The 23,518-nt window shown below is 71.9% G+C and carries 25 protein-coding genes; 12 read left to right on the forward strand and 13 right to left on the reverse strand.

Annotation, left to right across the window (positions count from 1 at the left end; translation table 11 throughout):
• Window positions 1-33 precede the first annotated feature (33 nt).
• From AB0J46_RS31025 to AB0J46_RS31035, 3 genes are all read right to left on the reverse strand, one after another.
• Complete coding sequence (locus tag AB0J46_RS31025) at window positions 34-1,770, reverse strand: protein kinase (protein ID WP_364337761.1); 1,737 nt, start codon at window positions 1,768-1,770, stop codon at window positions 34-36.
• Between the two features lie 35 nt (window positions 1,771-1,805).
• Entirely contained in the window at window positions 1,806-2,915 is a 1,110-nt protein-coding gene (locus tag AB0J46_RS31030) for a serine/threonine-protein kinase (RefSeq protein ID WP_364337762.1), read from the reverse strand.
• A gap of 70 nt (window positions 2,916-2,985) precedes the next feature.
• A complete protein-coding gene (locus tag AB0J46_RS31035; protein WP_358294459.1) occupies window positions 2,986-3,594 on the reverse strand; it encodes a superoxide dismutase in 609 nt (202 codons plus the stop codon).
• 340 nt (window positions 3,595-3,934) lie between these two features.
• Here AB0J46_RS31035 and AB0J46_RS31040 point away from each other — a divergent pair, with 340 nt between their 5' ends.
• Window positions 3,935-4,606, forward strand: coding sequence for a CHAP domain-containing protein (locus AB0J46_RS31040; protein ID WP_364337763.1), 672 nt, complete (start codon window positions 3,935-3,937; stop codon window positions 4,604-4,606).
• 463 nt (window positions 4,607-5,069) lie between these two features.
• Window positions 5,070-5,258 (forward strand): DUF5999 family protein, encoded by a 189-nt coding sequence (locus AB0J46_RS31045; protein ID WP_358294619.1) that lies wholly within the window; start codon window positions 5,070-5,072, stop codon window positions 5,256-5,258.
• A gap of 79 nt (window positions 5,259-5,337) precedes the next feature.
• Here the strand turns inward: AB0J46_RS31045 and AB0J46_RS31050 are convergent, their stop codons facing one another.
• Both AB0J46_RS31050 and AB0J46_RS31055 read right to left on the reverse strand, forming a co-directional pair.
• The gene (locus AB0J46_RS31050) at window positions 5,338-6,987 is read right to left on the reverse strand and encodes a fumarate hydratase (RefSeq protein ID WP_364337764.1); all 1,650 of its coding nucleotides are present in this window, start codon (window positions 6,985-6,987) and stop codon (window positions 5,338-5,340) included.
• 31 nt (window positions 6,988-7,018) lie between these two features.
• Entirely contained in the window at window positions 7,019-7,885 is an 867-nt protein-coding gene (locus tag AB0J46_RS31055) for a DMT family transporter (protein WP_364337765.1), read from the reverse strand.
• 68 nt (window positions 7,886-7,953) lie between these two features.
• Between AB0J46_RS31055 and AB0J46_RS31060 the strand changes: the two genes are divergently transcribed.
• Window positions 7,954-9,330 (forward strand): PLP-dependent aminotransferase family protein, encoded by a 1,377-nt coding sequence (locus AB0J46_RS31060; protein ID WP_364337766.1) that lies wholly within the window; start codon window positions 7,954-7,956, stop codon window positions 9,328-9,330.
• Between the two features lie 24 nt (window positions 9,331-9,354).
• Window positions 9,355-10,293: a Gfo/Idh/MocA family oxidoreductase gene (locus AB0J46_RS31065; RefSeq protein ID WP_364337767.1), complete on the forward strand. Its 939-nt coding sequence runs from the start codon at window positions 9,355-9,357 to the stop codon at window positions 10,291-10,293.
• Between the two features lie 13 nt (window positions 10,294-10,306).
• Here AB0J46_RS31065 and AB0J46_RS31070 read toward each other — a convergent pair whose 3' ends face one another.
• A complete protein-coding gene (locus AB0J46_RS31070; protein WP_364337768.1) occupies window positions 10,307-11,470 on the reverse strand; it encodes an MFS transporter in 1,164 nt (387 codons plus the stop codon).
• A 105-nt stretch (window positions 11,471-11,575) separates the two neighbouring features.
• Between AB0J46_RS31070 and AB0J46_RS31075 the strand changes: the two genes are divergently transcribed.
• Window positions 11,576-12,178 carry a TetR/AcrR family transcriptional regulator gene (locus tag AB0J46_RS31075; protein ID WP_364337769.1) on the forward strand — a complete coding sequence of 201 codons (603 nt, stop codon included), beginning with the start codon at window positions 11,576-11,578 and terminating at the stop codon, window positions 12,176-12,178.
• On the opposite strand, the gene AB0J46_RS31080 is transcribed toward AB0J46_RS31075, so the two are convergent.
• On the reverse strand, window positions 12,153-12,815 hold the full coding sequence (locus AB0J46_RS31080; protein ID WP_364337770.1) for a DUF998 domain-containing protein: 663 nt from the start codon (window positions 12,813-12,815) through the stop codon (window positions 12,153-12,155). The genes AB0J46_RS31075 and AB0J46_RS31080 overlap by 26 nt on opposite strands.
• 249 nt (window positions 12,816-13,064) lie before the next feature.
• On the opposite strand from AB0J46_RS31080, the gene AB0J46_RS31085 reads away from it, so the two are divergent.
• Window positions 13,065-13,715: a DUF1707 domain-containing protein gene (locus AB0J46_RS31085; RefSeq protein ID WP_364337771.1), complete on the forward strand. Its 651-nt coding sequence runs from the start codon at window positions 13,065-13,067 to the stop codon at window positions 13,713-13,715.
• 6 nt (window positions 13,716-13,721) lie between these two features.
• On the opposite strand, the gene glpX is transcribed toward AB0J46_RS31085, so the two are convergent.
• On the reverse strand, window positions 13,722-14,756 hold the full coding sequence (gene glpX, locus AB0J46_RS31090; RefSeq protein WP_364337772.1) for a class II fructose-bisphosphatase: 1,035 nt from the start codon (window positions 14,754-14,756) through the stop codon (window positions 13,722-13,724).
• Between the two features lie 248 nt (window positions 14,757-15,004).
• Between glpX and AB0J46_RS31095 the strand changes: the two genes are divergently transcribed.
• From AB0J46_RS31095 to AB0J46_RS31105, 3 genes are read left to right on the forward strand one after another with little or no spacing between them, the layout of a single operon-like run.
• Entirely contained in the window at window positions 15,005-15,613 is a 609-nt protein-coding gene (locus AB0J46_RS31095) for a TetR/AcrR family transcriptional regulator (protein WP_364337773.1), read from the forward strand.
• An 11-nt stretch (window positions 15,614-15,624) separates the two neighbouring features.
• Window positions 15,625-16,155 (forward strand): DUF4245 domain-containing protein, encoded by a 531-nt coding sequence (locus AB0J46_RS31100; RefSeq protein ID WP_364337774.1) that lies wholly within the window; start codon window positions 15,625-15,627, stop codon window positions 16,153-16,155.
• 36 nt (window positions 16,156-16,191) lie between these two features.
• Complete coding sequence (locus tag AB0J46_RS31105; protein ID WP_352325447.1) at window positions 16,192-16,419, forward strand: exodeoxyribonuclease VII small subunit; 228 nt, start codon at window positions 16,192-16,194, stop codon at window positions 16,417-16,419.
• A 4-nt stretch (window positions 16,420-16,423) separates the two neighbouring features.
• Here AB0J46_RS31105 and AB0J46_RS31110 read toward each other — a convergent pair whose 3' ends face one another.
• Window positions 16,424-16,837 carry a nitroreductase family deazaflavin-dependent oxidoreductase gene (locus AB0J46_RS31110; RefSeq protein WP_364337775.1) on the reverse strand — a complete coding sequence of 138 codons (414 nt, stop codon included), beginning with the start codon at window positions 16,835-16,837 and terminating at the stop codon, window positions 16,424-16,426.
• Window positions 16,838-16,920: 83 nt separating this feature from the next.
• Between AB0J46_RS31110 and AB0J46_RS31115 the strand changes: the two genes are divergently transcribed.
• The gene (locus tag AB0J46_RS31115) at window positions 16,921-17,526 is read left to right on the forward strand and encodes a helix-turn-helix domain-containing protein (RefSeq protein WP_364337776.1); all 606 of its coding nucleotides are present in this window, start codon (window positions 16,921-16,923) and stop codon (window positions 17,524-17,526) included.
• On the opposite strand, the gene xseA is transcribed toward AB0J46_RS31115, so the two are convergent.
• Window positions 17,523-18,725 carry an exodeoxyribonuclease VII large subunit gene (gene xseA, locus AB0J46_RS31120; protein WP_364337777.1) on the reverse strand — a complete coding sequence of 401 codons (1,203 nt, stop codon included), beginning with the start codon at window positions 18,723-18,725 and terminating at the stop codon, window positions 17,523-17,525. The two genes, AB0J46_RS31115 and xseA, sit on opposite strands and share 4 nt — an antisense overlap.
• A 26-nt stretch (window positions 18,726-18,751) precedes the next feature.
• Window positions 18,752-19,852, reverse strand: coding sequence for a hypothetical protein (locus tag AB0J46_RS31125; protein ID WP_364337778.1), 1,101 nt, complete (start codon window positions 19,850-19,852; stop codon window positions 18,752-18,754).
• A 100-nt stretch (window positions 19,853-19,952) separates the two neighbouring features.
• On the opposite strand from AB0J46_RS31125, the gene AB0J46_RS31130 reads away from it, so the two are divergent.
• Window positions 19,953-20,918, forward strand: a complete 966-nt coding sequence (locus AB0J46_RS31130) for a 4-hydroxy-3-methylbut-2-enyl diphosphate reductase (RefSeq protein ID WP_358294443.1) — start codon at window positions 19,953-19,955, stop codon at window positions 20,916-20,918.
• Here the strand turns inward: AB0J46_RS31130 and AB0J46_RS31135 are convergent.
• Complete coding sequence (locus AB0J46_RS31135; RefSeq protein ID WP_364337780.1) at window positions 20,915-21,424, reverse strand: DUF6542 domain-containing protein; 510 nt, start codon at window positions 21,422-21,424, stop codon at window positions 20,915-20,917. The genes AB0J46_RS31130 and AB0J46_RS31135 overlap by 4 nt on opposite strands.
• Window positions 21,425-21,438: 14 nt before the next feature.
• Entirely contained in the window at window positions 21,439-22,704 is a 1,266-nt protein-coding gene (locus tag AB0J46_RS31140) for a DNA recombination protein RmuC (RefSeq protein ID WP_364337901.1), read from the reverse strand.
• 86 nt (window positions 22,705-22,790) lie between these two features.
• Here AB0J46_RS31140 and AB0J46_RS31145 point away from each other — a divergent pair, with 86 nt between their 5' ends.
• Window positions 22,791-23,516 carry a hypothetical protein gene (locus AB0J46_RS31145; protein WP_364337781.1) on the forward strand — a complete coding sequence of 242 codons (726 nt, stop codon included), beginning with the start codon at window positions 22,791-22,793 and terminating at the stop codon, window positions 23,514-23,516.
• The last annotated feature ends 2 nt before the right edge of the window (window positions 23,517-23,518 follow it).

Below are 23,518 nucleotides of genomic sequence, written 5' to 3' on the forward strand. Positions count from 1 at the left end.
GGGGACGGGCCGTCGTACCGAAGACGAGCTCGCTCAGCTGGAGATGAGCGCCACGATGAGGACGGCGATCACGACCGCGGCGGCCGCCGCCACGGCCATCAGCACGAGCATGCCGTTGCGGTTGCCCGCCTGCGGCTTCTCGGGCGGCCCGGCGATGGCGAACAGGTCGGTCCCGAGGCCCTGGCCCTGGTGCGGGCCGGCGGCGGGCGGCACCGGCTGCCCGGGCCGGCTCTGGCCGGGCCCGCCCGGCACCGGGCCGCCCTGCTGCGGGCCCCCCGGCCCCTGCTGTCCCGGGCCCTGCTGTCCCGGGCCCTGCTGTCCCGGGCCCTGCTGTCGCGCGGCGTGCGGCGGTTGCTGCGCCGGCGGGTAGACCTGCTGGCCGGGGGAGCCGATCCGCGGCGTGGCGATGTGCCTGGTCGTGACGGTCCCCTCGTCGTCGGGGCGCTGCGGCGGACGGTCGCCGCCCTGCTCGGGCCCCGGCGGGAACGGCCCCTTGGGACGCATGACGCTGACCGTCCGGTCGGGGTCGAAGCCGCCGTCGTCGCCGGCGTCACCCGCCTGCGGCGGCTGCGCCGGGCGCGCGGCCTGCGGCGGCCGGCCGGGTGCGGTGCTCTGGGGCATCGTCGGCGCCCCCAGCGGGCTCCGGGCGGGCTCCTGCGGTCCTGAAGGCCCCTGCGGCGCCGCCGCACGCCCTCCGGCCGCGCCGGACCCCTGCGCGCTGGACGGCACGGGCCCCTGCCCCTGAGGCCCGGAAGGCCGCCCCCCGGCGGGACGCGTCGGCTGCGGGCCCGAGACGGGCGGCGCGCCCGCCCCGTACGCCTCCTGAGCCCCTGAGGGGCGCCCCTGAGGGCCGGCGGGACGCCGTGGGCCGGAGTCGGTGAAGGGGTCGGGCAACGCGGCCTCCTGGGCCATCAGGGCTTCCGCCGTGAGCGCCGGCATCTCGCTCGTGGGCGTGTCGGCGACCATCCGCATGAGGGTCTCCGCCTTGGCGGCGCTGAGCCGCTGCCGGTAGTCCTTGTTGAGCAGCCCGTTCAGCACCGGCCGCAGCCGACCGGCCTGCGTGGGCGGGTCGGCGCTCTCGCTGAGCAGCGCCGCCAGCGTCTCGGCGATCGTGGCCCGCTCGTACGCCGGCCGCCCCTCGACCGCGAAGTACAGCGTCGCCCCCAGCGACCAGATGTCGGACTCGGGCCCGGTGTACTCGCCCCTGGCACGTTCCGGGGCCGTGTAGCCGGGGGAGCCGATCACCATGCCCGTCTTGGTGAGCCGCGAGTCGCCCTCGGCCTTGGCGATGCCGAAGTCCGTCAGGACCACCCGGCCGCTCTCGGTGATGAGCACGTTGCCCGGCTTGACGTCGCGGTGCGTGATGCCCTGGGAGTGCGCGGCGCGCAGCGCGCCGAGCAGGTCGACGCCGATCTCGGCCACGAGCCGCGGCGGCAGCGGGCCCTCCTCCTCGATCACCTGCTCCAGGGAGCGCGCCTCGATGAGCTCCATGATGATCCAGGGGCTGTCGTCCTGGATGAGCACGTCGTGGATGGCGGCGACGGACGGGTGGTTGATCCGCGAGGCGATGCGGCCCTCGCGGACCATGCGCTCGCGTAGCTCGGCCCGCTGGTCCTCGGTGAGCCCCTGGTCCTGGCGGATCTCTTTGACCGCCACCTCGCGCCCGAGCGCGCGGTCGCGGGCGCGCCACACGGTCCCCATCGTGCCCCGGCCGAGCGGGGCGATGAGCTCGTAGCGCTCCGCGAGCAGGCGTGTCTGCTGTTCCGGCATGAGAAGAAGATATCGATTCTCGGTTGGGAAGTGCTTTACCCTCGCTTGCGAAGTTCTCTTGGCCAGAACCGCCGAGGAAGGAACAACTTTATCACCGCAGCCTTGAAACGGACATAAGTGGACGGACTTGGACGTGGTTCGACCCGCTTGCGGTGGACGCCCTCACCCGGCCTGCGCTCCTGGCGCGGCGGCGGGACCGACAGCGCGGCGGCGGTGGCCTCCGCCCTGTGCAGCCCGCGGTGCGCGGGCCTGCGCGCGAAAGGGGGTGAGGTGACCACGGGAACCGGGCGTACGGGCCGACGTGAGGCCAGCGGCTCTTCCGCCGAGCCGCCCGCGGCCACCCGGGCCAGCATGAGCGAGGCCCGTACGGAGTCGAGCCGGGTCTGTGGATCGATCCTGAGCAGCGCGTCGAGCACGGGCGCCAGCGGGCCCGCCTTGCTCATCGGGATCGGCTCGCCACTGGTCAGCGCGGCCAGCGCGGCGGCGGCCGTACGGCGGCCGTGCAGCCCGCGGCCCTCGACGGCGGTGTAGAGGGTCGCGCCGAGCGACCACAGATCGCCCGCGGGGCTGGCCTTTGAGCCGAGAACCCGTTCGGGGGCGATGTAACCGGCCGAGCCGAGCACGATGCCGGCCTGGGTGATGGAGACGTCGCCTTCGAGCGCGGCCAGGCCGAAGTCGGTGAGCACCGCGCGGTCCTCGGTCACCAGCACGTTGCTGGGCTTCACGTCGCGGTGGAGGATGCCCTTGGCGTGGACGGCCCGCAGCGCGCCGAGGATCTGCCGGCCGATCTCGGCGGCCCGGCGCGGATGGAGCGGTCCGTGCTCCTGGATGAGCTGCTCCAGGGACCTGGCCCGGAGCAGCTCCATCACGATCCAGGGACGGTCGTCCTCGGTCACGACGTCGAAGACGGTGATGACCGACGGATGGGCCACCATCGCGGTCGCCCTGCCCTCGCGCTCGGTGCGGGCGCACAACTCCGCGCGCAGCTCCTCGTCGAGGACGGTGGGCAGCCGTACTTCCTTCACCGCCACGTCGCGGTCGAGCAACTCGTCATGCGCCCGCCAAACGGTGCCCATGCCGCCGCGACCAACCGGCTCCACAAGCCGATAGCGCGCGGCGAGAAGGTAACCGGAGGGCGCACGCATGCCAGGCAGCTTACCTATTTGTGTAAACCGACCAGTAGAGGCGGGGCCGATAAATTGTTGCGAACTTAAGTCAACCCGCCTGACTCGTTACGTCAGCGAACCTCCGGGCCACATCTGCCCAGTTGACGAGGCCCCACAGTTTCTCGACGTAGTCCGGACGCACGTTGCGGTACTGCAGATAGTAAGCGTGCTCCCACGCGTCGAACACGAGAAGCGGCGTGGTGTTCATTCCGACGTTGCCGTGGTGGTCGTAGATCTGCTCGACCACCAGCCGGCGGCTCAGCGGCTCCCAGGCCAGCACGCCCCACCCGGAGCCCTGCACCGACGCCGTGGCCGTGGTGAGCTGCTTCTGGAACGCCTCGAACGTGCCGAAATGCTCGTCGATGGCGGCCCTGAGCGCGCCGTCGGGGCGGTCGCCGCCGTCGGGGGAGAGGTTCTCCCAGAAGATCGAGTGCAGGACGTGGCCGGACAGGTTGAAGGCGAAGGTCTTCTCCAGTCCCACCAGGCCGGTGAAGTCGCCCCCGTCGCGGGCCTCGGCCAGGCGGTCGAGCGTGTCGTTGGCGCCCTTGACGTAGGCCGCGTGGTGCTTGGCGTGGTGCAGCTCCAGGATCTCGCCGGTGATGGCGGGCTCCAGCGCGCCGTAGTCGTACGGCATGTCGGGAAGGGTGTAGTCCCCCATGGGTCCGTCCTCTCGAAGTAGATCTCTGGAGGACACTATTGCAAGTAGTTCGCAAGTGCATCAGACTTGCGACCTAGGTCTCGCCTTGGCATCGTGGCGAGAGTCAGTTGGGTCCAGTTTGTGCGCGGACGGCATGAGCCGTCCGCGCACAGGCGTCCTGTGGGGATTTCTTGGGGTGGGAATTACCCAGGTCAGGGCGCTGTTGTACCTGTTTGTACGCGACGGCAGGGCAGCCGTGTCGAGGCGCCCCCGCAGATCTGTCGTCATCACCCATCGCAGGATTCACACCTGTGACCCGCCGTGCCTCATGCGCGGACGGTGAGCAAAGGAGCACCCCCCGATGGCCAAGCACGCCATGATGACCACGTCCAACATCGCCAAGCTCGCTCTCGGCGCGACCATCGCCGTGAGCGCCCTGGGCGCCACTGCCGCCGTCAGCGCCGCGACCGCGGGCCGGACCGACGCCCAGACCGCCGCGCAGCGGTCGGCCGCGCAGGGTTCGGCCCAGGGCCGGGTGAACGTCACCGCCGCCCAGGTGCTGGCCACGGCCCGCGCCCAGGTGGGCACCTCCGAGGACGCCAACGGCGGCGGCACCAAGTTCCAGAAGTGGTACGCCGACTCGCAGCGCGCCGGTGAGACCGTCGCCCGCGACGGCGGCAGCCGCCAGGACTACCTGAACGCCGCCTGGTGCTCGATGTTCGTCTCCTGGGTCGGCGAGCAGACCGGCGCCCGCCCGCAGGTCGGCTGGGACGCCTACACCGTGACCCACGCCAAGTGGTTCGCCGCCAACGACCGCTGGGGCACCGAGGCCAAGCCGGGCGCCGTCGTCTTCTTCTCCTGGAGCGGCAGCAAGAGCCTGAACGACATCCAGCACGTCGGCTTCGTCGTCAAGGACAACGGCGACGGGACCATTTCCACGATCGAGGGCAACACCGGCAACGGCAAGGTCGAGGAGCGCGTCCGGCCGACCTCGCAGGTCGTCGGCTACGGTTACCCGTCCTACGCCGCCTGACACATCGACACAGCGCGCATTCCTGCCCGGGATGCGCGCTTTGTTGTATTACCGCACGTCAGAGCGACTGTGACGCTCGGCACACCCCTCTCCCCGATAAATGTGCATGATGCCTAGTAGGGCACTTTCCCGCGTACGGCAGGCTGATTGACAGGAACCACGGCACGCCGTCAGCAAGATGTAAGGGTGCCGAAAGGGGACGGGGGCATGGTTAGGACATGAGACCAGGCGAGAACCCGCGAGCAGCTGAAACTGTCGGTGCCGGCCCTGAGACTGGGTAGGACGCCGACGTTCCACCACTGACGACAGAAGTTGAAGGACGTGATGGAGATGCGCCAGACACAGGTTCGCCGCCGGCCGAGGAAGCCGGTCGGCGCCACCCTGGACCTTCGCACGCCGTCGGGGCGACAGTTGCCCTTTTGAACATCAGGAAGCAGGAGCGCCATCTGAGAGGTGCGCGATGATGTGCAGTCACTTTCCCGTATGCCCCAGTGCGGACTCGCCCGACCGCGAGCGTTCGCACGTGATCTCGGCCCACCCCGACCAGGGCTGGAGCCTCCTCTGCAACGGCGTGGTGCTGTTCGAGGACACGGGTCTGCTCCTGCCTGACGGCAGCGTCGTCGCCCCCCACCGAGCCGCCGTCGCGGCCTGAGACGCCCGAGGGCAACCCCCCGTCGTCCGGTGCCGAGGGGCTTCGACCGCCGCCCGGCACCCTTCGACGCGCTCGGGCCCTATCTGCGCCCGATGCTCAGCACCGGCCCGGTGCGGTCGGTGAAGAAGTCGTCACCCTTGTCGTCGACGACGATGAAGGCCGGGAAGTCCTCGACCTCGATCTTCCACACCGCCTCCATGCCCAGCTCGGGGTATTCGAGCACCTCCACCTTCCTGATGCAGTCCTGGGCCAGCCGGGCGGCCGGGCCGCCGATGGAGCCCAGGTAGAAGCCGCCGAACTTCTGGCACGCGTCGGTGACCTGCTTGGACCTGTTGCCCTTGGCCAGCATGACCATCGAGCCGCCCGCCGCCTGGAAGCGCTCGACGTAGGAGTCCATGCGGCCGGCCGTGGTGGGGCCGAACGAGCCGGAGGCGTAACCCTCGGGGGTCTTGGCCGGGCCGGCGTAGTAGACCGCGTGGTCCTTGAGGTACTGCGGCATCTCGCCGCCGTCGTCGAGCAGCTCGGCGATCTTGGCGTGCGCGATGTCGCGGGCGACGACGAGCGGGCCGGTGAGGGAGAGCCGCGTCTTGACGGGGTACTTCGTCAGCTCGGCCAGGATCTCCGGCATCGGCCGGTTGAGGTCGATGCGGACGACGTCGTCGGACAGGTGCTCGTCGGTGGTCTCGGGCAGGAAGCGGGCCGGGTCGGTCTCCAGCTTCTCCAGGAACACGCCCTCCGCAGTGATCTTGGCCAGCGCCTGGCGGTCGGCCGAGCACGACACCGCGATGGCAACCGGGCAGGACGCGCCGTGCCGGGGCAGGCGGATCACGCGCACGTCGTGGCAGAAGTACTTGCCGCCGAACTGGGCGCCGATGCCGAGCTTCTGCGTCAGCTCGAAGACCTTGGCCTCCAGCTCCAGGTCGCGGAAGCCGTGCCCGGAGGGCGAGCCCTCGGTGGGGATGGAGTCGAGGTAGCGGGCGCTGGCGTACTTGGCGGTCTTGAGCGCGAACTCGGCGGAGGTGCCGCCCACCACCACGGCCAGGTGGTACGGCGGGCAGGCCGCGGTGCCCAGCGAGCGGATCTTCTCCTCCAGGAAGGCCAGCATGCGCTTCTCGTTGAGCACCGCCTTGGTCTCCTGGTAGAGGAAGGACTTGTTGGCCGAACCGCCGCCCTTGGCCATGAACAGCAGCTTGTACTCGTCGGCGTGGCCGTGGGGGTCCTCGGCGTAGAGCTCGATCTGGGCGGGCAGGTTGCTGCCGGTGTTCTTCTCCTCCCACATGGTCAGCGGGGCCATCTGGGAGTAGCGCAGGTTGAGCTTGGTGTAGGCGTCGTACACGCCCTTCGAGACGTGCTCGGCGTCGCGGCCGTCGGTCAGCACGTGGCGGCCGCGCTTGCCCATGACGATGGCGGTGCCGGTGTCCTGGCACATCGGCAGCACGCCGCCGGCCGAGATCGAGGCGTTCTTCAGCAGGTCGAGGGCGACGAACCGGTCGTTCCCGCTGGACTCGGGGTCGTCGACGATCTTGCGCAGCTGCGCCAGGTGCGACGTGCGCAGGAAGTGGGAGATGTCGTGGACCGCGGTCTCGGTGAGCAGCCGCAGGGCTTCGGGGTCGACCTCCAGGAACGTACGCCCGGCCGCTTCGACCTTCCGCACCCCCTCCGACGTGATCAGCCGGTACTCGGTCTCATCGGCGCCCAGGGGAAGCAGATCGGTGTAGTCGAAGTCCATGTCCATAGAGGGTACGCCCCCCGTCAGGTGGTCATCCCGGGGCCGGCACGGGCTCCGGCGAGCGCCGCGCGGTGAGCCCCACCAGGATGCCGACGATCACCAGACCGGCCCCCGCCAGGTCGTAGACGCTCGGCGTCGCGATGCCGAGCACGAGCCCCGTCACGATCGCGCCGACCGGGATGAGCCCGGCGAACAGCCCGGCCGTCCCGGGGCCGAGCCTGGGCAGCGAGGTGTACCAGAGGAAGAAGGCCACGACCGTGACCACGACCGCCAGGTACACGAAGCCCAGCGTCTCGGCCGCGGTCGGCGTCCTGAACATGGCGGAGCCCTCCTGGACCAGGCCGACCACGGCCAGCATGGGCACGGCCAGCGCCGTCGAGTACGCCGACACCCGGATCGCCCCCAGCTTCGGCAGCAGGGGGATGGCCAGCATGGAGAAGCTCACCTCGCCCACCAGCGCCCCGAGCGCCCACAGCAGGCCGGTCGGGTTCCCGCTGCCCAGGCCGGTCGCCAGCGTCGCGCCGGCCACCACCACCGACGCCCCCACCAGCAGGCGCGGCGCCGGACGCCCGCCGGCCAGCGCCAGCGCCAGCGGCACGGTGCCGAGGACGGTGCCCACCAGCGCCGGCCCCGAGGCCCGGGTGGACTCGACGACGCAGACGTTGAAGACCACCAGCCCGAGCAGGGTGAGCCCGCCCAGGTACAGGGTCTCCCGCCCGGTCAGCCGGACGAACCGCAGGCCGAGCGCCCTGGTGACGACCAGCAGGATGACCGCGGCGGCGAGGTAGCGCACGGCCTGGCCGCCGTACACGGGATAGGAGCCGATCAGGCCGGACACTCCGGCCAGGGTGCCCACCAGGAACATGGCGGTGGCGGCTCCGGCGATTCCGTTTCTCATGTGCAGGATCGTAGGGAGACAATGGTTCGGGCAAACAGTCCAATGGGCCGCTATATGACAGGACCAATATGGCCGACCTGCACATCCAGATCAATCGGGATGCGGGAGGGATCGCTGGGCAGATCGCGGCCGAGCTGCGCGAGGGCGTGCGCCTCGGGCGGCTCGTGCCCGGCACCCGCCTGCCCGCCACCCGCGACCTCGCCGCCGACCTCCAGGTCTCCAGGGGCGTGGTGGTGGAGGCGTACGAGCAGCTCGTGGCCGAGGGGTTCCTGGTCTCGCGGGTGGGGGCCGGGACGGAGGTGGCCCCGCTGGGCGCCGTCCGGTCCGCCCGTCCCTGGCCGGTGGCCGACGGTGGCGCCTGCCGGCCGTACCAGGGGCACCGGGCCACGTCCCCCGACCTGGGGCATTTTCCCCGGGAGCGGTGGTCGGCGGCCGTCCGGCACGTGCTGGCCACCGTGCCGTCCGACGCGCTCGACTACGGCGACCCCGGGGGCGTGCCGGAGCTGCGCGAGGAGCTGGCCGGTTACCTGCGGCGGGTCAGGGCGGCCGACGTCCATCCCGACAATCTGGTCGTCGTGGGCGGCGTGGCGCAGGGGCTGAGCCTGGCGCTGCACGTCCTGGCCCGGCGCGGCGGCCTGCGCCTGATCGTCGAGGACCCCACCAGCCGCCGTCAGGTCCCGCTGCTGGAACGGGCCGGGGCCCGCCTGGTGCCGGTGCCCGTGGGCTGCGAGGGCCTGGTCACCGGCGCCATGGAGGGCGACGCGGCGCTGGTCACGCCCGCACACCAGTACCCGACGGGCGTCGTGCTCTCCCCGGCCAGGCGGGCCGCGCTCATGGAATGGGCCTGCGCGGGCGACCGCACGGTCCTGGAGGACGACTACGACGCCGAGTTCCGCTACGACCGCGACCCGGTCGGCTGCCTCCAGGGGCTGGCCCCCGACCGGGTGATCCTGACCGGCAGCGTCAGCAAGTCGCTCGCGCCGGGTCTGCGGCTCGGCTGGGTCGCCGCCCCCGCCCACCTGGCCGAGGCGATCCGTCGCGCCCGGAGCGAGCTCGACCTGGGCTCCCCGGTCATCGAGCAGTACGCGCTGGCCCACTTCCTGCGCACCGGCGGCTACGACAAACACCTGCGGCGCATGCGCAGGGAGTACCGGCGCCGCCGGGACGCCCTGGTCAGGGTGCTGGCCGAGGAGCTGCCGGAGATCCGCGTCCGCGGCATCCAGGCCGGGCTGCACGTCTACCTCGACCTGCCGGACGGCTGGGACGAGCTGCGGCTCGTCCGCGCGGCCGAGGAGGTCGGCCTGGCCGCCGAGCCGGTCGCGCCGATGCGGTTCTCGCCCGGCCCGCCGGCGGTCGTGGTCGGGTTCGCCCGGCTGCCGGTGCATCAGGCGGCGGAGGCGGTCCAAGGCTTAAAAGTCCGTATGTCTGGACACATCATGGATTGAGGCGGAAGCGGCACTGGAGGCGTCATGCGGGTGGGACTGCTGGGCCTGGGCCGGATCGGCGCGTTCCACGCCGCGAACCTGGCCGCGCATCCCCTGGTCGAGGAGCTGATCGTGGCCGACCCGGTCAGGACCTCGCCGTACGGCAGGCCGGGGGACCCGTTCGAGGCCGACGCCGTGGTCATCGCCACGCCGACGAGCACCCACGCCGAGCTGCTGATCAGGGCGTGCGAGCGGGGCGTCCCCGCCCTGTGCGAGAAGCCGGTGGCGGGCACGGTCGCCGAGACGGTCAAGGTGCTGGAGGCGAGCGCGGGCCGGCGGGTGTGCATCGGGTTCCAGCGCAGGTTCGACCCCGGCTACCGGGCCGCCCGCGCCGCGCTGCGGGCCGGCGAGCTGGGGGAGCTGCACCGCGTCCACCTGGTGACGGCCGATCCCGCGCCGCCGCCCGCCGGGTACGTCCCGCTGTCCGGCGGCCTCTTCCGCGACTGCCACGTCCACGACTTCGACGCCCTGCGCTGGGTGACCGGGCGCGAGGTCGTCTCCGTTCACGCCGTCGGCGCGAACCGGGGGGCGGCGTTCTTCAAGGAGGCCGGCGACGTGGACAACAGCGCCGCGCTGCTCACCCTCGACGACGGCACGCTGGCCACCCTCCAGGGCTCCCGCTACAACGGCGCCGGCTACGACGTGCGCATGGAGCTGGCCGGCACGAAGGGCACCCAGGTGGCCGGGCTCGGGCCGCGCGCCCCGCTGCGCAGCGCCGAGGGCCTGCAGCCGCCCGGCCCGCCCTGGCCCGACTTCGTCGCCAGGTTCGGCCCCGCCTACGCGGCCGAGATCGACGCCTTCCTGCGCGGCGGCGAGGGCCTGTGCTCGGTCGAGGACGCCCTGGCCGCCCTGTACGTCGCCGAGGCCGCCGACCTGTCGCTGCGCGAGTCGCGTCCCGTCCAGGTGGCCGAGGTGCGCGGCTGAGGAGGCTCGCGGATCACGCCTGCGCGGCGGCCCGCCGGGGCGCGAAGCCCGGCGCGAGCGCGATGATCACGCCGGCCAGCAGCAGCGGCGCGACGAACGCCAGCCGCCAGTCCGTGGCGTCGGCGATGCCGCCGATCAGCGCGGCTCCCACGATGAAGCCCACGTAGTTGAAGAGGTTCACCCGGGCGATGGCCACCCCGGTGCCCGCCGGGTCCAGCTTGCCCGCCGCCGAGAACGACTGCGGGGCGACCACCGACAACCCCAGCCCGGTCAGCCCGAACGCGACGATCGCCAGCGGCTGGTTCGGGGCCACCACGACGCCGAGGAAGCCCAGCGTGGCCAGCGCGCCGCCGAGCCGGACGATGGCGGCCGGGCCGTAGCGGCGGACCGCGACGTCGCCGGCGAGCCGCACGGCCAGCGTCGCGCCCTGGTAGACGCTGTAGGCCAGCTTCGCCACGCTGTCCTGGGCCAGCAGGGCCTTGCCCATGAAGACGGTCGCGAAGTTCGACACCGCTGCGTCGCCGATGTAGAGGAAGCCCATCGCCAGGCAGAGCGGGATGATCGGCCGCCAGGGGAACTTGCCGGTCGCGGCCTCGACGACGTTCTCGACCTTCTCCTCGGCGATCGTGCACAGCTTCGGCCCGGCGTAGATCGAGCCGGCCACCGCCAGGATCATGGGGATCGCCATCGTGACCGCCAGCGAGACCCGGCCGGCCGCGAACACCGCCCAAAGGGCCCCCGCCAGGCTGAGGACGCTCCACACGCTGTGGAAGCCGTTCAGCACGGCGGTCCCGTACCGGCGTTCGACGGCCACGCCCTGCATGTTCATGCCCGCGTCCACCGCCCCGACCGCCAGGCCGAACAGCAGCAGCGCGGGCACGGCCAGCGGCACCGAGGGCGCGAGGCCGGTGAGCACCACGGCGAGCGCCACCGCGGGCTGCGCGACCCGCAGGAGCAGCTTGCTGCCGTACCGGGCGGCGAACGTGCCCGCGCCGACGCTGCCCACGCCGGCGAAGACGGGCACGATCAGCAGCAGGAGCGTGAGCGCCCCGTCGGTGAGCTCCAGCTCGGTCTGGAGGCTGGCCACCTGGACGAGCAGGGTGGCGAAGGAGAGGCCCTGCACGCCGTACACGACGTACGTGGCGGTACGGGCCTGGCGATCACGCGGGGACGGCACGACGGCCTCCTGATCGGGGGGGAATCAAACGTGAGGCGGAGTCAGGTTAGCGGCTGCTCAGGGCCGTACGCCAGCGTCAGATCCGGCGGCGGATAGGGTGCCTGGGTGAGACGGGGGTACGCGACCGGCGAGGCGCGCAAGGAGCGCATCCTGGCGGTGGCGCTGCTGGAGTTCGCCGAGCACGGCTACCGCGGCGCCTCGCTGGCCCGCATCGCCGAGCGGGTCGAGCTCTCCCAGGCCGGGCTGCTCCACCACTTCAGGAGCAAGGAGCGTCTGCTCGTCGCGGTGCTCGACTACCGCGACGAGCTCGACCGGCGCAGGTTCGGGCCGGGGCACGACGGCCACGACGGCGGCGCCGCCGCGCTGCGCGCCCTGGCCGACGTCGTCGACCACAACGCGCGGGTGCCGGGCCTCGTCCAGCTCTTCTCGGTGATCAGCGGCGAGGCGGTGACCCCCGGCCACCCCGGCCACGAGTGGGCCAGGCGGCGCTACCGGCGGCTGCGCGCCGACGTGGCCGCCGCGCTGCGCGCCGGCGCCGAGCGCGGCGAGTTCCGGCCCGGCCTCGACGCCGAGGCCCACGCCGACCGCCTGATCGCGATGATGGACGGTCTGCAGACCCAGTGGCTGATCGACCCCGGCCAGGTGGACATGGCGGCCGTCTTCCGCGGTTACGTGGAGGACCTCATCGCCGCTCTACGGCCCGCCTGACCGCCCGCACGGGCTCGGCCTCCGCCAGCCGCCCGGCCGCCCACACCCCGAGGGCCAGCAACGCGGCCACCTCGGTCACCGCCAGCCCCCGTTCGACCAGGCCGAGGGGCATGACCCGGTACCACGGCAGCCCGTGGCGGGCGCCGATCAGCATAGCCGCGCCGATGCCCGCGACCCACAGCGCCGAGCACACCCCCAGCCCGAACGCCACCATCGCCGACCTGCGGCGCTCCCGCTGCCGCCAGGGCCGGGCGATGACCAGCGCGGCGAGCGGCAGGCTGAGGAAGGCCACGAAGCTGCCGACCCGGTGGATGCTGCCGCTCGTGCTCGGCCCGACCGCCCAGTCGTGCTTCTGGAACGACGCCGTCAGCAGCAGGCCCACGCTCCAGGCCATGAGCGCGACCGTGCCGACCGCCCCGGCCAGCCGCTTGCGCGCCAGCGAGACGCCGATGGCCGCCGACCCGGCCGCCAGCAGCCCCACGGCGAGCCCGAAGATCCACCCGTCGGGGCCGAGACCGTGCTCGCTGATCGTGCGCCTGAACGGGTTCGTCTCGTCGAGGCTGGTCAGATCCAGGCCCGCGATCACGGCGATGCCCACCCCCGCCGCACCGAGCCCCCATCGCGCCGGTTGGTGCACGCCCGCCTCCCGGGATCAGCGCTCAGAAGCCTGTCGCGTGGATCAACGGCGGAAAACGCTGGACGATTCCGGCGTACGGCCATCGGCACGCCGACCGGACGATTCCGGCGCACGGCCACCGGCACGCCGAGGCGAACGGAGAGCCAGCTCGGGAGATCGGCGCGTTGCTCGGGCGGATTCGCCGATGTGCGCCCTGTTGGTCCGCTCTTGGGCGAGCGAATACCCGGGCCGCCGGATATCGTCAGAAGTGTGAACGAACGCGCGGGATCGTGGTTGCCGAAGCTGCAGGAAGTCGGAGAGCGGCTTGCTGAGGAGTTCGTGACGTCCCGGCGCGCACCGGCCGCGCCCGGCCTGCCGCAGCCGCACGAGCTGCGCGCCTCCGACGCCGACCGAGAACGCATCGCGCAGGTGCTCCAGGACGCCCACGCCGACGGCCGGCTCGACCTCGTCGAGCTGGAGGAGCGGCTCGGCGTCGTCTACTCCGCGCGCACGCTCGGCGACCTCGCCGGGCTCACCGCCGACCTGCTCCCGGCCGAGGAGCAGCCGCTGAACCTCGACGGCCGGCCGGTGTCGGCCATCTTCAAGAAGGAGCAGCGCGGCGGGCGCTGGGTGGTGCCCGCCGAGCTCGACGTCACGGCCATGTTCGGCACGACCAAGCTGGACTTCCGCGACGCGATCCTGCAGAACAGCCGGATCGTCATCAACGCCACCCTGGTCTTCGGCGGCCTGGAGATCCACGTGCCGGAGGACCTTGAGGTGATCAGGGTCGCCAAGGGGGAGACCGTCCGCCTGACCAAGCAGCCGGTCGAGCCCGGCGGGCCCGTGGTCGAGGTGCGCACCACGAACTTCGCCGGCGACATCAAGGTCAAGGAACCGCCCAAGCGCAAACGCCGCCGCTGAGCCGGGTCAGCCGGCCGTGTCGAAGTTGATCGCGCTGTAGGCGCGCAGCTTCCAGAGCTGGTGCTCGCTCTCGATCTTCCTGATGGTCCCCGACCGGCCGCGCATCACCAGCGAGCTGGTCACCGCCGCGCCCGACCTGAACCGCACGCCCTGCATCAGCTCGCCCTGGGTGATGCCGGTCGCGGCGAAGAACACGTCGTCCGACCTGACCAGGTCGTTCGTGGTGAGCACCTGGCTGAGGTCGTGCCCGGCGTCGACGGCCTTGGCACGCTCGGCGTCGTCGCGCGGCCACAGCCGGCCCTGGATCACGCCGCCCAGGCACTTGAGCGCGCACGCGGCCACGATGCCCTCGGGCGTGCCGCCGATGCCCAGCATCAGGTCGATGCCGGTGCCCGCACGGGCCGCCATGATCGCGCCGGCCACGTCGCCGTCGACGATGAACTTGATCCGCGCGCCCGTCTCCCTGATCTCCTTGACCAGCTTCTCGTGCCGCGGCCGGTCCAGCACCACCACCGTGACGTCGGACGGCGAACAGTGCTTGGCCCTGGCCACGGCGTTGATGTTGTCGGCCACCGACGCCTCGATGTTCACCACGTCGGCCGCCTCCGGCCCGGTGACCAGCTTCTCCATGTAGAACACCGCGGACGGGTCGTACATCGAGCCGCGCTCACTCACCGCGATCACCGACACCGCGTCCGGCATGCCGAGCGCCGTCAGCCTGGTCCCGTCGATCGGGTCCACCGCCACGTCACAGTCGGGGCCGCTGCCGTCGCCGACGCGCTCGCCGTTGTACAACATCGGGGCGTGGTCCTTCTCGCCCTCCCCGATGACCACCACGCCGTTCATCGACACCGTGTTGATCAGCTGGCGCATGGCGTTGACCGCCGCGCCGTCGGCGCCGTTCTTTTCGCCGCGGCCCACCCAGCGGGCCGCGGCCATGGCGGCCGCCTCCGTCACGCGTACCAGCTCCATCGCCAGGTTGCGGTCGGGGGCGTGCTCGCCCGTCGCGAGCGCTGCCGGTACCGACGTCTGATCGGACATGATGAGCCTCCTCGTTGAGAACTCTCTCGATCGTAGTTGCCGGTCTATTCCCGGCCAGAGGGGGATAATCTGCCCAGTCCGGCTCAGCTCTCTGCACAAGGGCCGCCACGCGATGGTCAGGGACCGGCGAAAAGGGATATCTATATGGGTGCCCCGCATGACGGAGACCGGATTTTGCGCCATATCGCGTGCGCGTAGGAGATCTCGCCTCCACCATGGACATGCGCCCCCGCCGTGGAGGAGATCGAATGAGCGAAGTGGAACACGCGGTGACCCAGCCTCGCACGTCCGAGCGGGGGGCTGCGACGCGGAGCTCGCTGCTGGCCGCCGCGCGGGAGGTCTTCGTCTCCAAGGGGTTCGCCGAGGCCGGCGTGACGGACGTCGTCGCCAGGGCCGACGCCAGCGTGGGCAGCCTCTACCACCATTTCTCCGGCAAGGCCGACCTCTACCTCACGTTGTGGGAGGAATGGCAGGCCCGCCAGGCCCAGCGCACCAAGCAGGCCGCCCGTACGGCCCGCGCCGCCGCCGAGGGCGACCCCATGCGGGTGTTCATCGACGCGGCCCGCGCCTACCTCGAAGGCTGCCTGGAGGAACGCGAGCTGGCCGCCCTGTTCCTGCGCGGCGACGGCCCGCCCGGCTTCGAGGTGGTCATGCGCGACCGGCTGCGCACGTGGGCCCAGCGCAACGCCGCCCTGTTCGAGGACGAGCCCGCGCTCGTCGTCGTGGTCACCGGCGCCCTGGCCGCGGCCGTCAGCGAGATCGTCTTCTCCGGCGACCGCGCGATGGTCGACGACGTGCTGGCGATCATCGGCCAGATCAGGCCCGCCGCTTCGGCGACCGCATCCTCCAGCGGGTAACCTCGCCAAGTGTGCGACGGTTCAGCCAAAGTTTCTACGGCTACGCGGTAGCCCTCTTCGTGTGCCTGGCGGGCGTGGGGCTCTTCATGCTCGTCGCCCCGCAGAGCCGCGAGGAGCACATCCCGCGGCTCGACTACTCCATCACCGTCGCCAACTTCGGGCACGGCGTGCCCTACCAGGTGTGGTCCCCGCAGAAGGACCCGGCGGGCTGGGTGCCCAACAGCAACAGGATCGCCAAGGGCGAGAACGGCGCTCAGGTGCTCTACCTGGGCTACGCCACGGCCGAGCGGCAGCACGCCATGTTCGCCCAGAGCGACGAGAAGCCGGCCGCCGAGTTCGCCAACCGCATGACCGGCATCGCCAAGCCGTCCGGCAGCCAGCAGGTGGGCGGGGTGACGTGGGAGAAGCGGTTCCGCGAGGACAAGAACCAGCGCTCGCTCGTGCGGGTGCTCCCCGACGTCACCCTCGTGATCACCGGCACGGCCGACTGGCCCGAGCTGACCGAGCTGGCCGGGCTCCTGCAGCAGCGCGCCAAGGGATGACCCTGGCCGGGCGCGGCGGCGTCTAGGGTGGTGGCCGTGGCAGACGAGAAGACACCTTCGTACGAGCAGGCCCGCGAGGAGCTGACCGAGGTGGTGCGCCGCCTGGAGACGGGCGGGCTCACCCTGGAGCAGTCGATCGAGCTCTGGGAGCGCGGCGAGAGGCTCGCGGCCGTCTGCGAGGAGTGGCTGCAGGGCGCCCGGGTCAAGCTCGCCGCCGCCATGGCGAGGCGCTCGGAGCCGGGCGCCGACGACGCCCCCTTCTGATCCGTCAGGAGGCGGTGCGGTTGAGCGCCACCACCGGGATGCGGCGGCTGGTCTTGGCCTCGTACTCCGCGAAGCCGGGGGCGATCTCGACCATGCGGGCGTAGAGCCGGTCGCGCTCGTCGCCCTCGATGAAGTCCGCCTTCACCTCGAACGTCTCGGTGCCGATCTCGGCGGTCGCCGCGGGGTTGGCGCGCAGGTTGTGGTACCAGGCCGGGTGGTTGTCGGCGCCCGCGTTGGAGGCGATGATCACGTAGCGGTCGCCGTCGGCCAGGTACATCACCGGCGTGGTCGTCGGCCGGCCGCTCTTGGCGCCCGTCGTCGTGAGCAGCACCAGCGACGCGCCCTCGAACGGGCCGCCCACCCGGCCCTCGTTGGCCCGGAATTCGTCAATGACCTGCTGGTTGAACGAGTTGGTCATCCTCAGCTCCTCATAATCGGAGAGTTCTCCGATTCGGAGAATACCGGAGAGCTCTCCGTTCGCCACGGAGTTATGCTCCAGGCGTGTGCGCACGTCCACTGCTGCCCGTCGTGGGGCAGCCCCAGCCGGAGCGGGCCGACGCCGCGCGCAACCGCCGGAAGATCATCGAGGTGGCCGCCGCGATGATCGCCGAGCGCGGCGCCGACGAGCTCTCGCTCGACGAGGTGGCCAAGGCCGCCTGCGTCGGGGTGGGCACCGTCTACCGGCGCTTCGGCGACCGCGCGGGGCTCGTCCTCGCGCTGATCGACGAGCGGGAGCGGCGCTTCCAGGCGGCGTTCCTGAACGGCCCGCCGCCGCTCGGTCCCGGCGCGCCGCCGGCCGAGCGGGTCACGGCGTTCCTGCACGCGCTGGTCGATCGCATCGTCGAGCAGCAGGACCTGTTCCTGCTGCTGGAGAACGGGCCGGGCAAGGCGCGCTACAGCGGGCCGTACAAGGTGCACCAGGTGCATCTGGCGAGCCTGCTCGCCGCGGCCCGGCCGGGGGCCCACGCCGCCTACCTGGCCGACGCGCTGCTCGCGCCGGTCACCGCCTGGCTGATCAAGTTCCAGCGGGAGGAGCGGGGCATGACGGTGGAGGACGTCAAGGCCGGTCTCACCGACCTGGCCGCCGCCGTCGTGCGGGGGCCCTAGTCCTCCGTACGGACCGTGAGCCGGTCGTCGCTCAGCCTGATCGTCAGCGGGGAGCCCGGCGGCACGTCCTTGGCCAGGCGCACGACCTCGCCCGACGGATGTTGCACGATCGCGTAGCCGCGCTCCAGCGTGGCCGCGGGCGACAGCGCGACCAGGCGGGCCCGCAGGTGCGTGAGGTCGTCGGCGGCCCGGTCGAGCGAGCCGGTCAGCGAGCGCCTGGCCCGCTCCCGCAGCGCGTCGACCTGCTCGGCCCGGCGTTCGAGCTCGCGCACCGGATCGGCCAGCGACGGCCGCGAGCGCACCGACGTCAGCCAGGACATCTCGCGGTCGAGCCAGCCGTTGAGCACCCGCCGCCCGCGGTCGCGCAGCTGGCGGATCAGCGCGAGCTGCTCGCCCACGTCGGGGACGACCTTCTTGGCGGCGTCGGTGGGCGTGGAGGCGCGTACGTCGGCCACCAGGTCGAGCAGCGGGCTGTCCTGCTCGTGGCCGATCGCGCTGACCACGGGGGTGCGGCAGGCGGCCACCGCGCGCACGAGCGTCTCGTCGGAGAAGGGCAGCAGGTCCTCCAGCGAACCGCCGCCGCGGGCCACGACGATCACCTCGACCTCGGGGTCGGCGTCGAGCTTGCGCAGCGCCTCGGTGACCTCCCCGACCGCGTACGGCCCCTGGACGGCCACCTCCTCCACCTTGAACCGCACGGCCGGCCAGCGGCGGCGGGCGTTCTCCAGCACGTCGCGCTCGGCGGCCGAGTCGCGCCCGCAGACGAGCCCGATCGTGCCCGGCAGGAACGGCAGCCGCCGCTTCCTGTCGGCGTTGAACAGCCCCTCGGTGGCCAGCAGCCGGCGCAGCCGCTCCAGCCTGGCCAGCAGCTCGCCCACGCCGACCGGCCGGATCTCCATCGCCGTGAAGGCGAACGAGCCCTTGTTGACCCAGAAGTCCGGCTTGACGTGCACCACGACCCGCGCGCCGTCGGAGGGACGCGGCTCGGCGGCCTCGTAGACGCCGCGCGGAGCCGTGACCCGGGCCGAGACGTTGGCCACCGGGTCACGCAGGGTCAGGAACACCGTGCCGCCGCGCGCGCTCAGATCGGTGATCTGGCCCTCGACCCACACCGTGCCGAGTCTGCCGATCCAGCCGCCCACCATCTGCAGGACCGTGCGGATCGGCAGCGGAGACTCGGGTGTGGTCTTCGAGGTCATGGCGGAAGACTACGGGTTCGCCGCGACTACTCCCCGGTCTGCAGCTTGGCCAGCCGGTTCTCGAACATGCGGACGACCTCGTCGCGGGCCTGGGTGGCGCGCTCGTAGGCGAGGTAGTCGCCGATCTGCTCGGCGGACTTGCCGCGCATCCTGGCCCGCAGCGAGGCCACGGTCAGCTCGGAGTAGCCGGGCAGCGGCTCGGCCAGGTCGTCCGGGACGACCTTGGGCTCCGCCACGGGGGCGGCCGGCTCGGTGACGGCCTCCGCGGCGGCCTTCAGCACGCCGTCCTGGGGCGCGACGGTGGCCGCGGGCTCCTCGGTGACCTCGGTGACGGCGGCGGGCTCGGCGGCGGCCTTGGCGGCCTTCGTCGCCTTCGCGGGCTTGGCCGGCTTGGCGGTCGTGGTGGTCGCGGCGGCCTTCGTGCTCTTGGCGGTCTTCGTGGCCTTGGCGGTCCTGGCGGGCTTCGCGGCGGGCTCGTCCGCGGGCGCGACCTCAGCCGCGACGCCCGGCTCGCCCTCTGCGACCGGCTTGGCCTCGTCGGCCTTGACCTCGGCGGCCTTGACCTCGGCGGCCTTGGTCTGGGCGGCCTTGGTCTGGGCGGTCGGCTCGACCTCGGCGGCGGGCTCGGCCTCCGTCGGCGCCTCGGCCTTGACCTCGGTCTCCGCGGGCGCCTTGGCCTTGACCTCGGCCTTCGCCGGCGCTTCCGTCTCAGTGGTGGCTTCCGGCTCGGTCTCCGCCTTCGGCTCGGTCTCCGGCTTGGTGGCGGTCTTGCCCGCGGGGGCGAAGATGACCGGGTCCGGCTTGCTCTTGGCCGACCCGTTGGGCGCGGCCTCCGGGCGCGGCGTGAAGATGACCGGCTCCTTGCGCGCCGGCTTCTCCTCCTCGGCCGGGGGAGCGGCGACCTGCGCGGCGGCGGAGGGACGGGACTCCTGCTCCTCCTCCTGCTCCTCCTTCGTGCCGAGCCCCTTGATGGAGTTCTTCACCCGGTCCACCACCAGCAGCGCCTGCCCGGCCGCGCTGAGCGTGGTCTGGACGACGAGCAGCGGCAGATCCTTGGCCTTCTCCTTGAGTTCGTCCTTGTTGGTAACGGTTCTGGCGATGTTGCGTATCACGTCGCTGAGGGACATGACGTCTCCCTGGGAGGTCTGTATTGGACGGCCAGTCTGGCAAACGGCGGGCGACCACGCACGCGCAGCCCTGATGGCCGCTCCACGTAGCATAAGAAGTATGGAGCCCCAGACCCCCACTTCCCGCCGAGTACTCGTAGCCAAGCCGCGCGGCTACTGTGCCGGAGTCGATCGAGCCGTGGTAGCGGTCGAGAAGGCTTTGGAGCAGTACGGCGCGCCGGTCTACGTCCGCAAGCAGATCGTGCACAACACCCACGTCGTCAAGACGCTGGAGGCCAGGGGCGCCATCTTCGTCGAGGAGACCGAGGAGGTGCCCGAGGGCGAGATCGTGGTGTTCTCGGCCCACGGCGTCTCGCCGGCCGTGCACGAGGAGGCCAGGCAGCGGGGCCTGCGCACCATCGACGCCACCTGCCCGCTGGTCACCAAGGTGCACAACGAGGCCAAGCGGTTCGCCGCCCAGGACTACGACATCCTGCTCATCGGGCACGAAGGCCACGAGGAGGTCGAGGGCACCTCGGGCGAGGCCCCCGACCACATCCAGCTCGTCGACGGCCTCGACTCGGTCGAGAAAGTCCAGGTGAAGGACCCCGACAAGCTCGTGTGGCTGTCGCAGACCACCCTGTCGGTCGACGAGACCACCGAGACGGTCGCCCGCCTCAAGGAGCGCTTCCCCACCCTGATCGACCCGCCGAGCGACGACATCTGCTACGCCACCCAGAACCGGCAGGTCGCGGTGAAGGAGATCGCCGCAGAGGCCCAGCTCGTGATCGTGGTCGGGTCGGAGAACTCGTCCAACTCCAAGCGCCTGGTCGAGGTGGCCAAAGACTACGGCGCCGAGGCCGCGTACCTGGTGGACAACGCCGGCTTCATCCAGGACGAATGGCTCGACGGCGTCACCACGGTCGGCGTGACCAGCGGCGCGTCGGTGCCGGAGGAACTGGTCGACGAGGTGCTCGCGCGGCTGGCCGGGCACGGCTTCGGCGACGTGCGCGAGGTCGAGTCGGTGCCGGAGAGCATGCGCTTCGCGCTCCCGCACGAGCTGCGCAAGGACCTTCGCGTGTCCTAGTCGTCGCCGCGCGGGGTGCCGTAGACCTTGGGCTCGAAGTAGCCCTCCGGCTCGGGCACGAACGGCTGGCGCGGGCGCGGCATCTCCGCGCCCGCCTTCAGCTCCTCGCGCAGCTCCCGCACGTTGTCGCGCAGTCCGCGCCGCCAGGCGACGGCCAGCACGACCGCCGAGCCGGCGAACAGCCAAGGGGCGCCGCGGGTCAGCGAGCCGTACAGGCCGAGGGCCAGCGACTGCATGATCGACACCGAGCCGAACGCGCGCCCTAGCTCGACGAAGAGCGTCGCGCAGAAGAACACCAGCGGCGGTGTGACCACCAGCGACAGCAGCTCGCGCTTGTTGACCAGGAGCGCGCCGAGCAGGCTCGACACCACGAACGCGGCCCCCACCAGGTAGGACAGGCCGAGCACCGCGGTCAGGACATAGCCCGCCAGGGTGGCGACCAAGGTGAGCGCGATGGCGCCGCGAGCGGTCAGCCTGACGCCAGAACGCCTGCCCTTCTCTGCCACTGTCCCACCCCCGTTTACGGCGACCCGCCTGCCAACTTACCGTTCGAGTGCGAAATCAGAGACGTGGTTTCGAGCAGTTCGGGCGAGGCCAGGGGTCTCGGCAGCCCTTCGAGCATCTCCGGGGCGTCCAGGTCGCCGTCCACGACGCCCAGATCGTGGAGTTTGCGTGCGGTGACCAGGACGCGGCTTTCGAGCGAACCGACCGACTTGTTGTACGCCTCCACCGCCCGCGTCAGCGCCTTGCCCAGCGACTCCACGTTCCTGCCGAGGGACGACAGCCGCTCGTACAGCTCCTTGCCCAGCTCGAACACCGCCCGCGCGTTCTCGCTCAGCGCGGCCTGCTGCCAGGCGTAGTGGGCGGTGCGCAGCATCGTGATCAGCGTCGTCGGGGTGGCGATGTGCACCCGCCGCGCCATGGCGTACTCCAGCAGCGCGGGGTCGCGTTCGAGCGCGGGCGCGAGGAACGCCTCGCCCGGGATGAACAGCACCACGAACTCCGGCGAGGGATTGAACCCCTGCCAGTACGCCTTGGCCGCCAGCCGGTCGACGTGCTCGCGCACGTGCCTGGCGTGCGCGTCGAGCCGGACGGTGGCCAGTGACTCGTCGCCCGCCTCGGCTGCCTCCAGGTAGGCCGCGAGCGAGACCTTGGAGTCGACCACGATGTTCTTGCCGCCGGCCAGCCTGATCACCATGTCAGGACGCATCGCGCCCTCGACGACCTGCTCCTCGAAGTCGCAGTGGCGCTGCATCCCGGCGATCTCGGCCACCCGGCGCAGTTGCAGCTCGCCCCACCGCCCGCGCGCCTCGGGCCGCTGCAGGGCCCTGACCAGCGCGGTCGTCTGCGAGCGCAGCTGCTCGTTGCTCTGCTGCACGAACTCCATCTGCTTGGCCAGCTCCGCCCGCGCCGCCCGCTGCCCGGCCTCGGTGTCGCGAAGCTGCGACTCGACCCGCGCGAGCGCGTCCTTCAGCGGCTCGACCAGGTGCTCGACGGCCTGCCTGCGCTGGTCGAGATCGCCGGCGGCCTCGGCGCGGCTGGCCGACAGCCGGGTCTCGGCCAGTTCGAGGAAACGCACGTTGTTGACGTCGAGGGCGCGCGTGGACAGGGCCTGGAACCGTTCGGCGAGCTGTTCCTCGACGTAGACCAGCTTCTCGGCGGCCGATCTGGCCCGCGCGTCGGCCTCGGCCACCCGCACCGCCGCGCGGGTCCTGGCGACCAGGAAACCGACGAGGAGTCCGAGGGCGAGTCCGATGAGCAGCGAGACGACATCCACTCCAACGATGATTGCAGCACATCGCGTCTGGATCTTCCCGACACGCTTGCGGAATCCGCTTGTGCGCCGACTGATCCGTCACGCACAGTATTGGGATGGCTACCGGTACGAGGCTCGCCGTCGCCGTGTCCGCGGTGTCGGTCGCCCTGATCGCCCTGGCCGGAGCCGTGATCACCGGTCCCGGGGCCGAGAAGCCGGCGGCCACCCGCCCGACCCTGCGCTGGACGCCCGGCGCCTGCGTCACCGACCGCTACGCGCTGATCCCCTGCAACGGCGGCGACTTCGAGGTGCTGGCCATCGCCCACGACCCGCCGCGGCCCGCCGACTGCCCCGACGACACCGACGACGTGCTGCGCATCGGCCTGGGCCGCACGGCCTGCGTGCGGTCCTTCCTGGCCCCGCACGCCGGCGTGCCCGGCGGTGGCGGCGGCGTGCTCAGGCCCGGCGACTGCGTGGCCCTCGACGGCCGCGAACGCCCGTGCGCGGGCGCCGGCTGGTACGGCAGGTCCGTCGCGATCGCCTCGACCGCCGACGAATGCCCCTCGACCACCCTCGACACGCTCGAAAGCGGAGCGAACGTCGTCTGCCTGGGCCCCGGCGGACAGGTGCTCGCCGAGGGCGCGTGCGTGGCCAGACCGGCCGCCGACGTCGTCGCCAGGTCGGCCGTGACCAGGGCCGCCTGCGACTCGTCCGCGGCCTGGGCCCGCGTCGTCTCCTTCGAGACCACGCCCGCGGCCTGCCCGGCCGGAGTCCAGCGCTACCTGCGCGCGGCGCCCGGGACCTACCGTCCGGTGACCTGCCTGCACCTGCTCAGCAAGTAAAC

The sequence above is a fragment of the Nonomuraea sp. NPDC049758 genome, from assembly GCF_040674635.1.
GTDB lineage: Bacteria > Actinomycetota > Actinomycetes > Streptosporangiales > Streptosporangiaceae > Nonomuraea.

Bases quoted from the DNA above. Each gene is read 5' to 3' on its own strand.
- AB0J46_RS31025 (WP_364337761.1), bottom strand. From the start codon at position 1,770: ATGCCGGAACAGCAGACACGCCTGCTCGCGGAGCGCTACGAGCTCATC.
- AB0J46_RS31030 (WP_364337762.1), bottom strand. From the start codon at position 2,915: ATGCGTGCGCCCTCCGGTTACCTTCTCGCCGCGCGCTATCGGCTTGTG.
- AB0J46_RS31035 (WP_358294459.1), bottom strand. From the start codon at position 3,594: ATGGGGGACTACACCCTTCCCGACATGCCGTACGACTACGGCGCGCTG.
- AB0J46_RS31040 (WP_364337763.1), top strand. From the start codon at position 3,935: ATGGCCAAGCACGCCATGATGACCACGTCCAACATCGCCAAGCTCGCT.
- AB0J46_RS31045 (WP_358294619.1), top strand. From the start codon at position 5,070: ATGTGCAGTCACTTTCCCGTATGCCCCAGTGCGGACTCGCCCGACCGC.
- AB0J46_RS31050 (WP_364337764.1), bottom strand. From the start codon at position 6,987: ATGGACTTCGACTACACCGATCTGCTTCCCCTGGGCGCCGATGAGACC.
- AB0J46_RS31055 (WP_364337765.1), bottom strand. From the start codon at position 7,885: ATGAGAAACGGAATCGCCGGAGCCGCCACCGCCATGTTCCTGGTGGGC.
- AB0J46_RS31060 (WP_364337766.1), top strand. From the start codon at position 7,954: ATGGCCGACCTGCACATCCAGATCAATCGGGATGCGGGAGGGATCGCT.
- AB0J46_RS31065 (WP_364337767.1), top strand. From the start codon at position 9,355: ATGCGGGTGGGACTGCTGGGCCTGGGCCGGATCGGCGCGTTCCACGCC.
- glpX (WP_364337772.1), bottom strand. From the start codon at position 14,756: ATGTCCGATCAGACGTCGGTACCGGCAGCGCTCGCGACGGGCGAGCAC.
- AB0J46_RS31095 (WP_364337773.1), top strand. From the start codon at position 15,005: ATGAGCGAAGTGGAACACGCGGTGACCCAGCCTCGCACGTCCGAGCGG.
- AB0J46_RS31110 (WP_364337775.1), bottom strand. From the start codon at position 16,837: ATGACCAACTCGTTCAACCAGCAGGTCATTGACGAATTCCGGGCCAAC.
- xseA (WP_364337777.1), bottom strand. From the start codon at position 18,725: ATGACCTCGAAGACCACACCCGAGTCTCCGCTGCCGATCCGCACGGTC.
- AB0J46_RS31125 (WP_364337778.1), bottom strand. From the start codon at position 19,852: ATGTCCCTCAGCGACGTGATACGCAACATCGCCAGAACCGTTACCAAC.
- AB0J46_RS31130 (WP_358294443.1), top strand. From the start codon at position 19,953: ATGGAGCCCCAGACCCCCACTTCCCGCCGAGTACTCGTAGCCAAGCCG.
- AB0J46_RS31145 (WP_364337781.1), top strand. From the start codon at position 22,791: ATGGCTACCGGTACGAGGCTCGCCGTCGCCGTGTCCGCGGTGTCGGTC.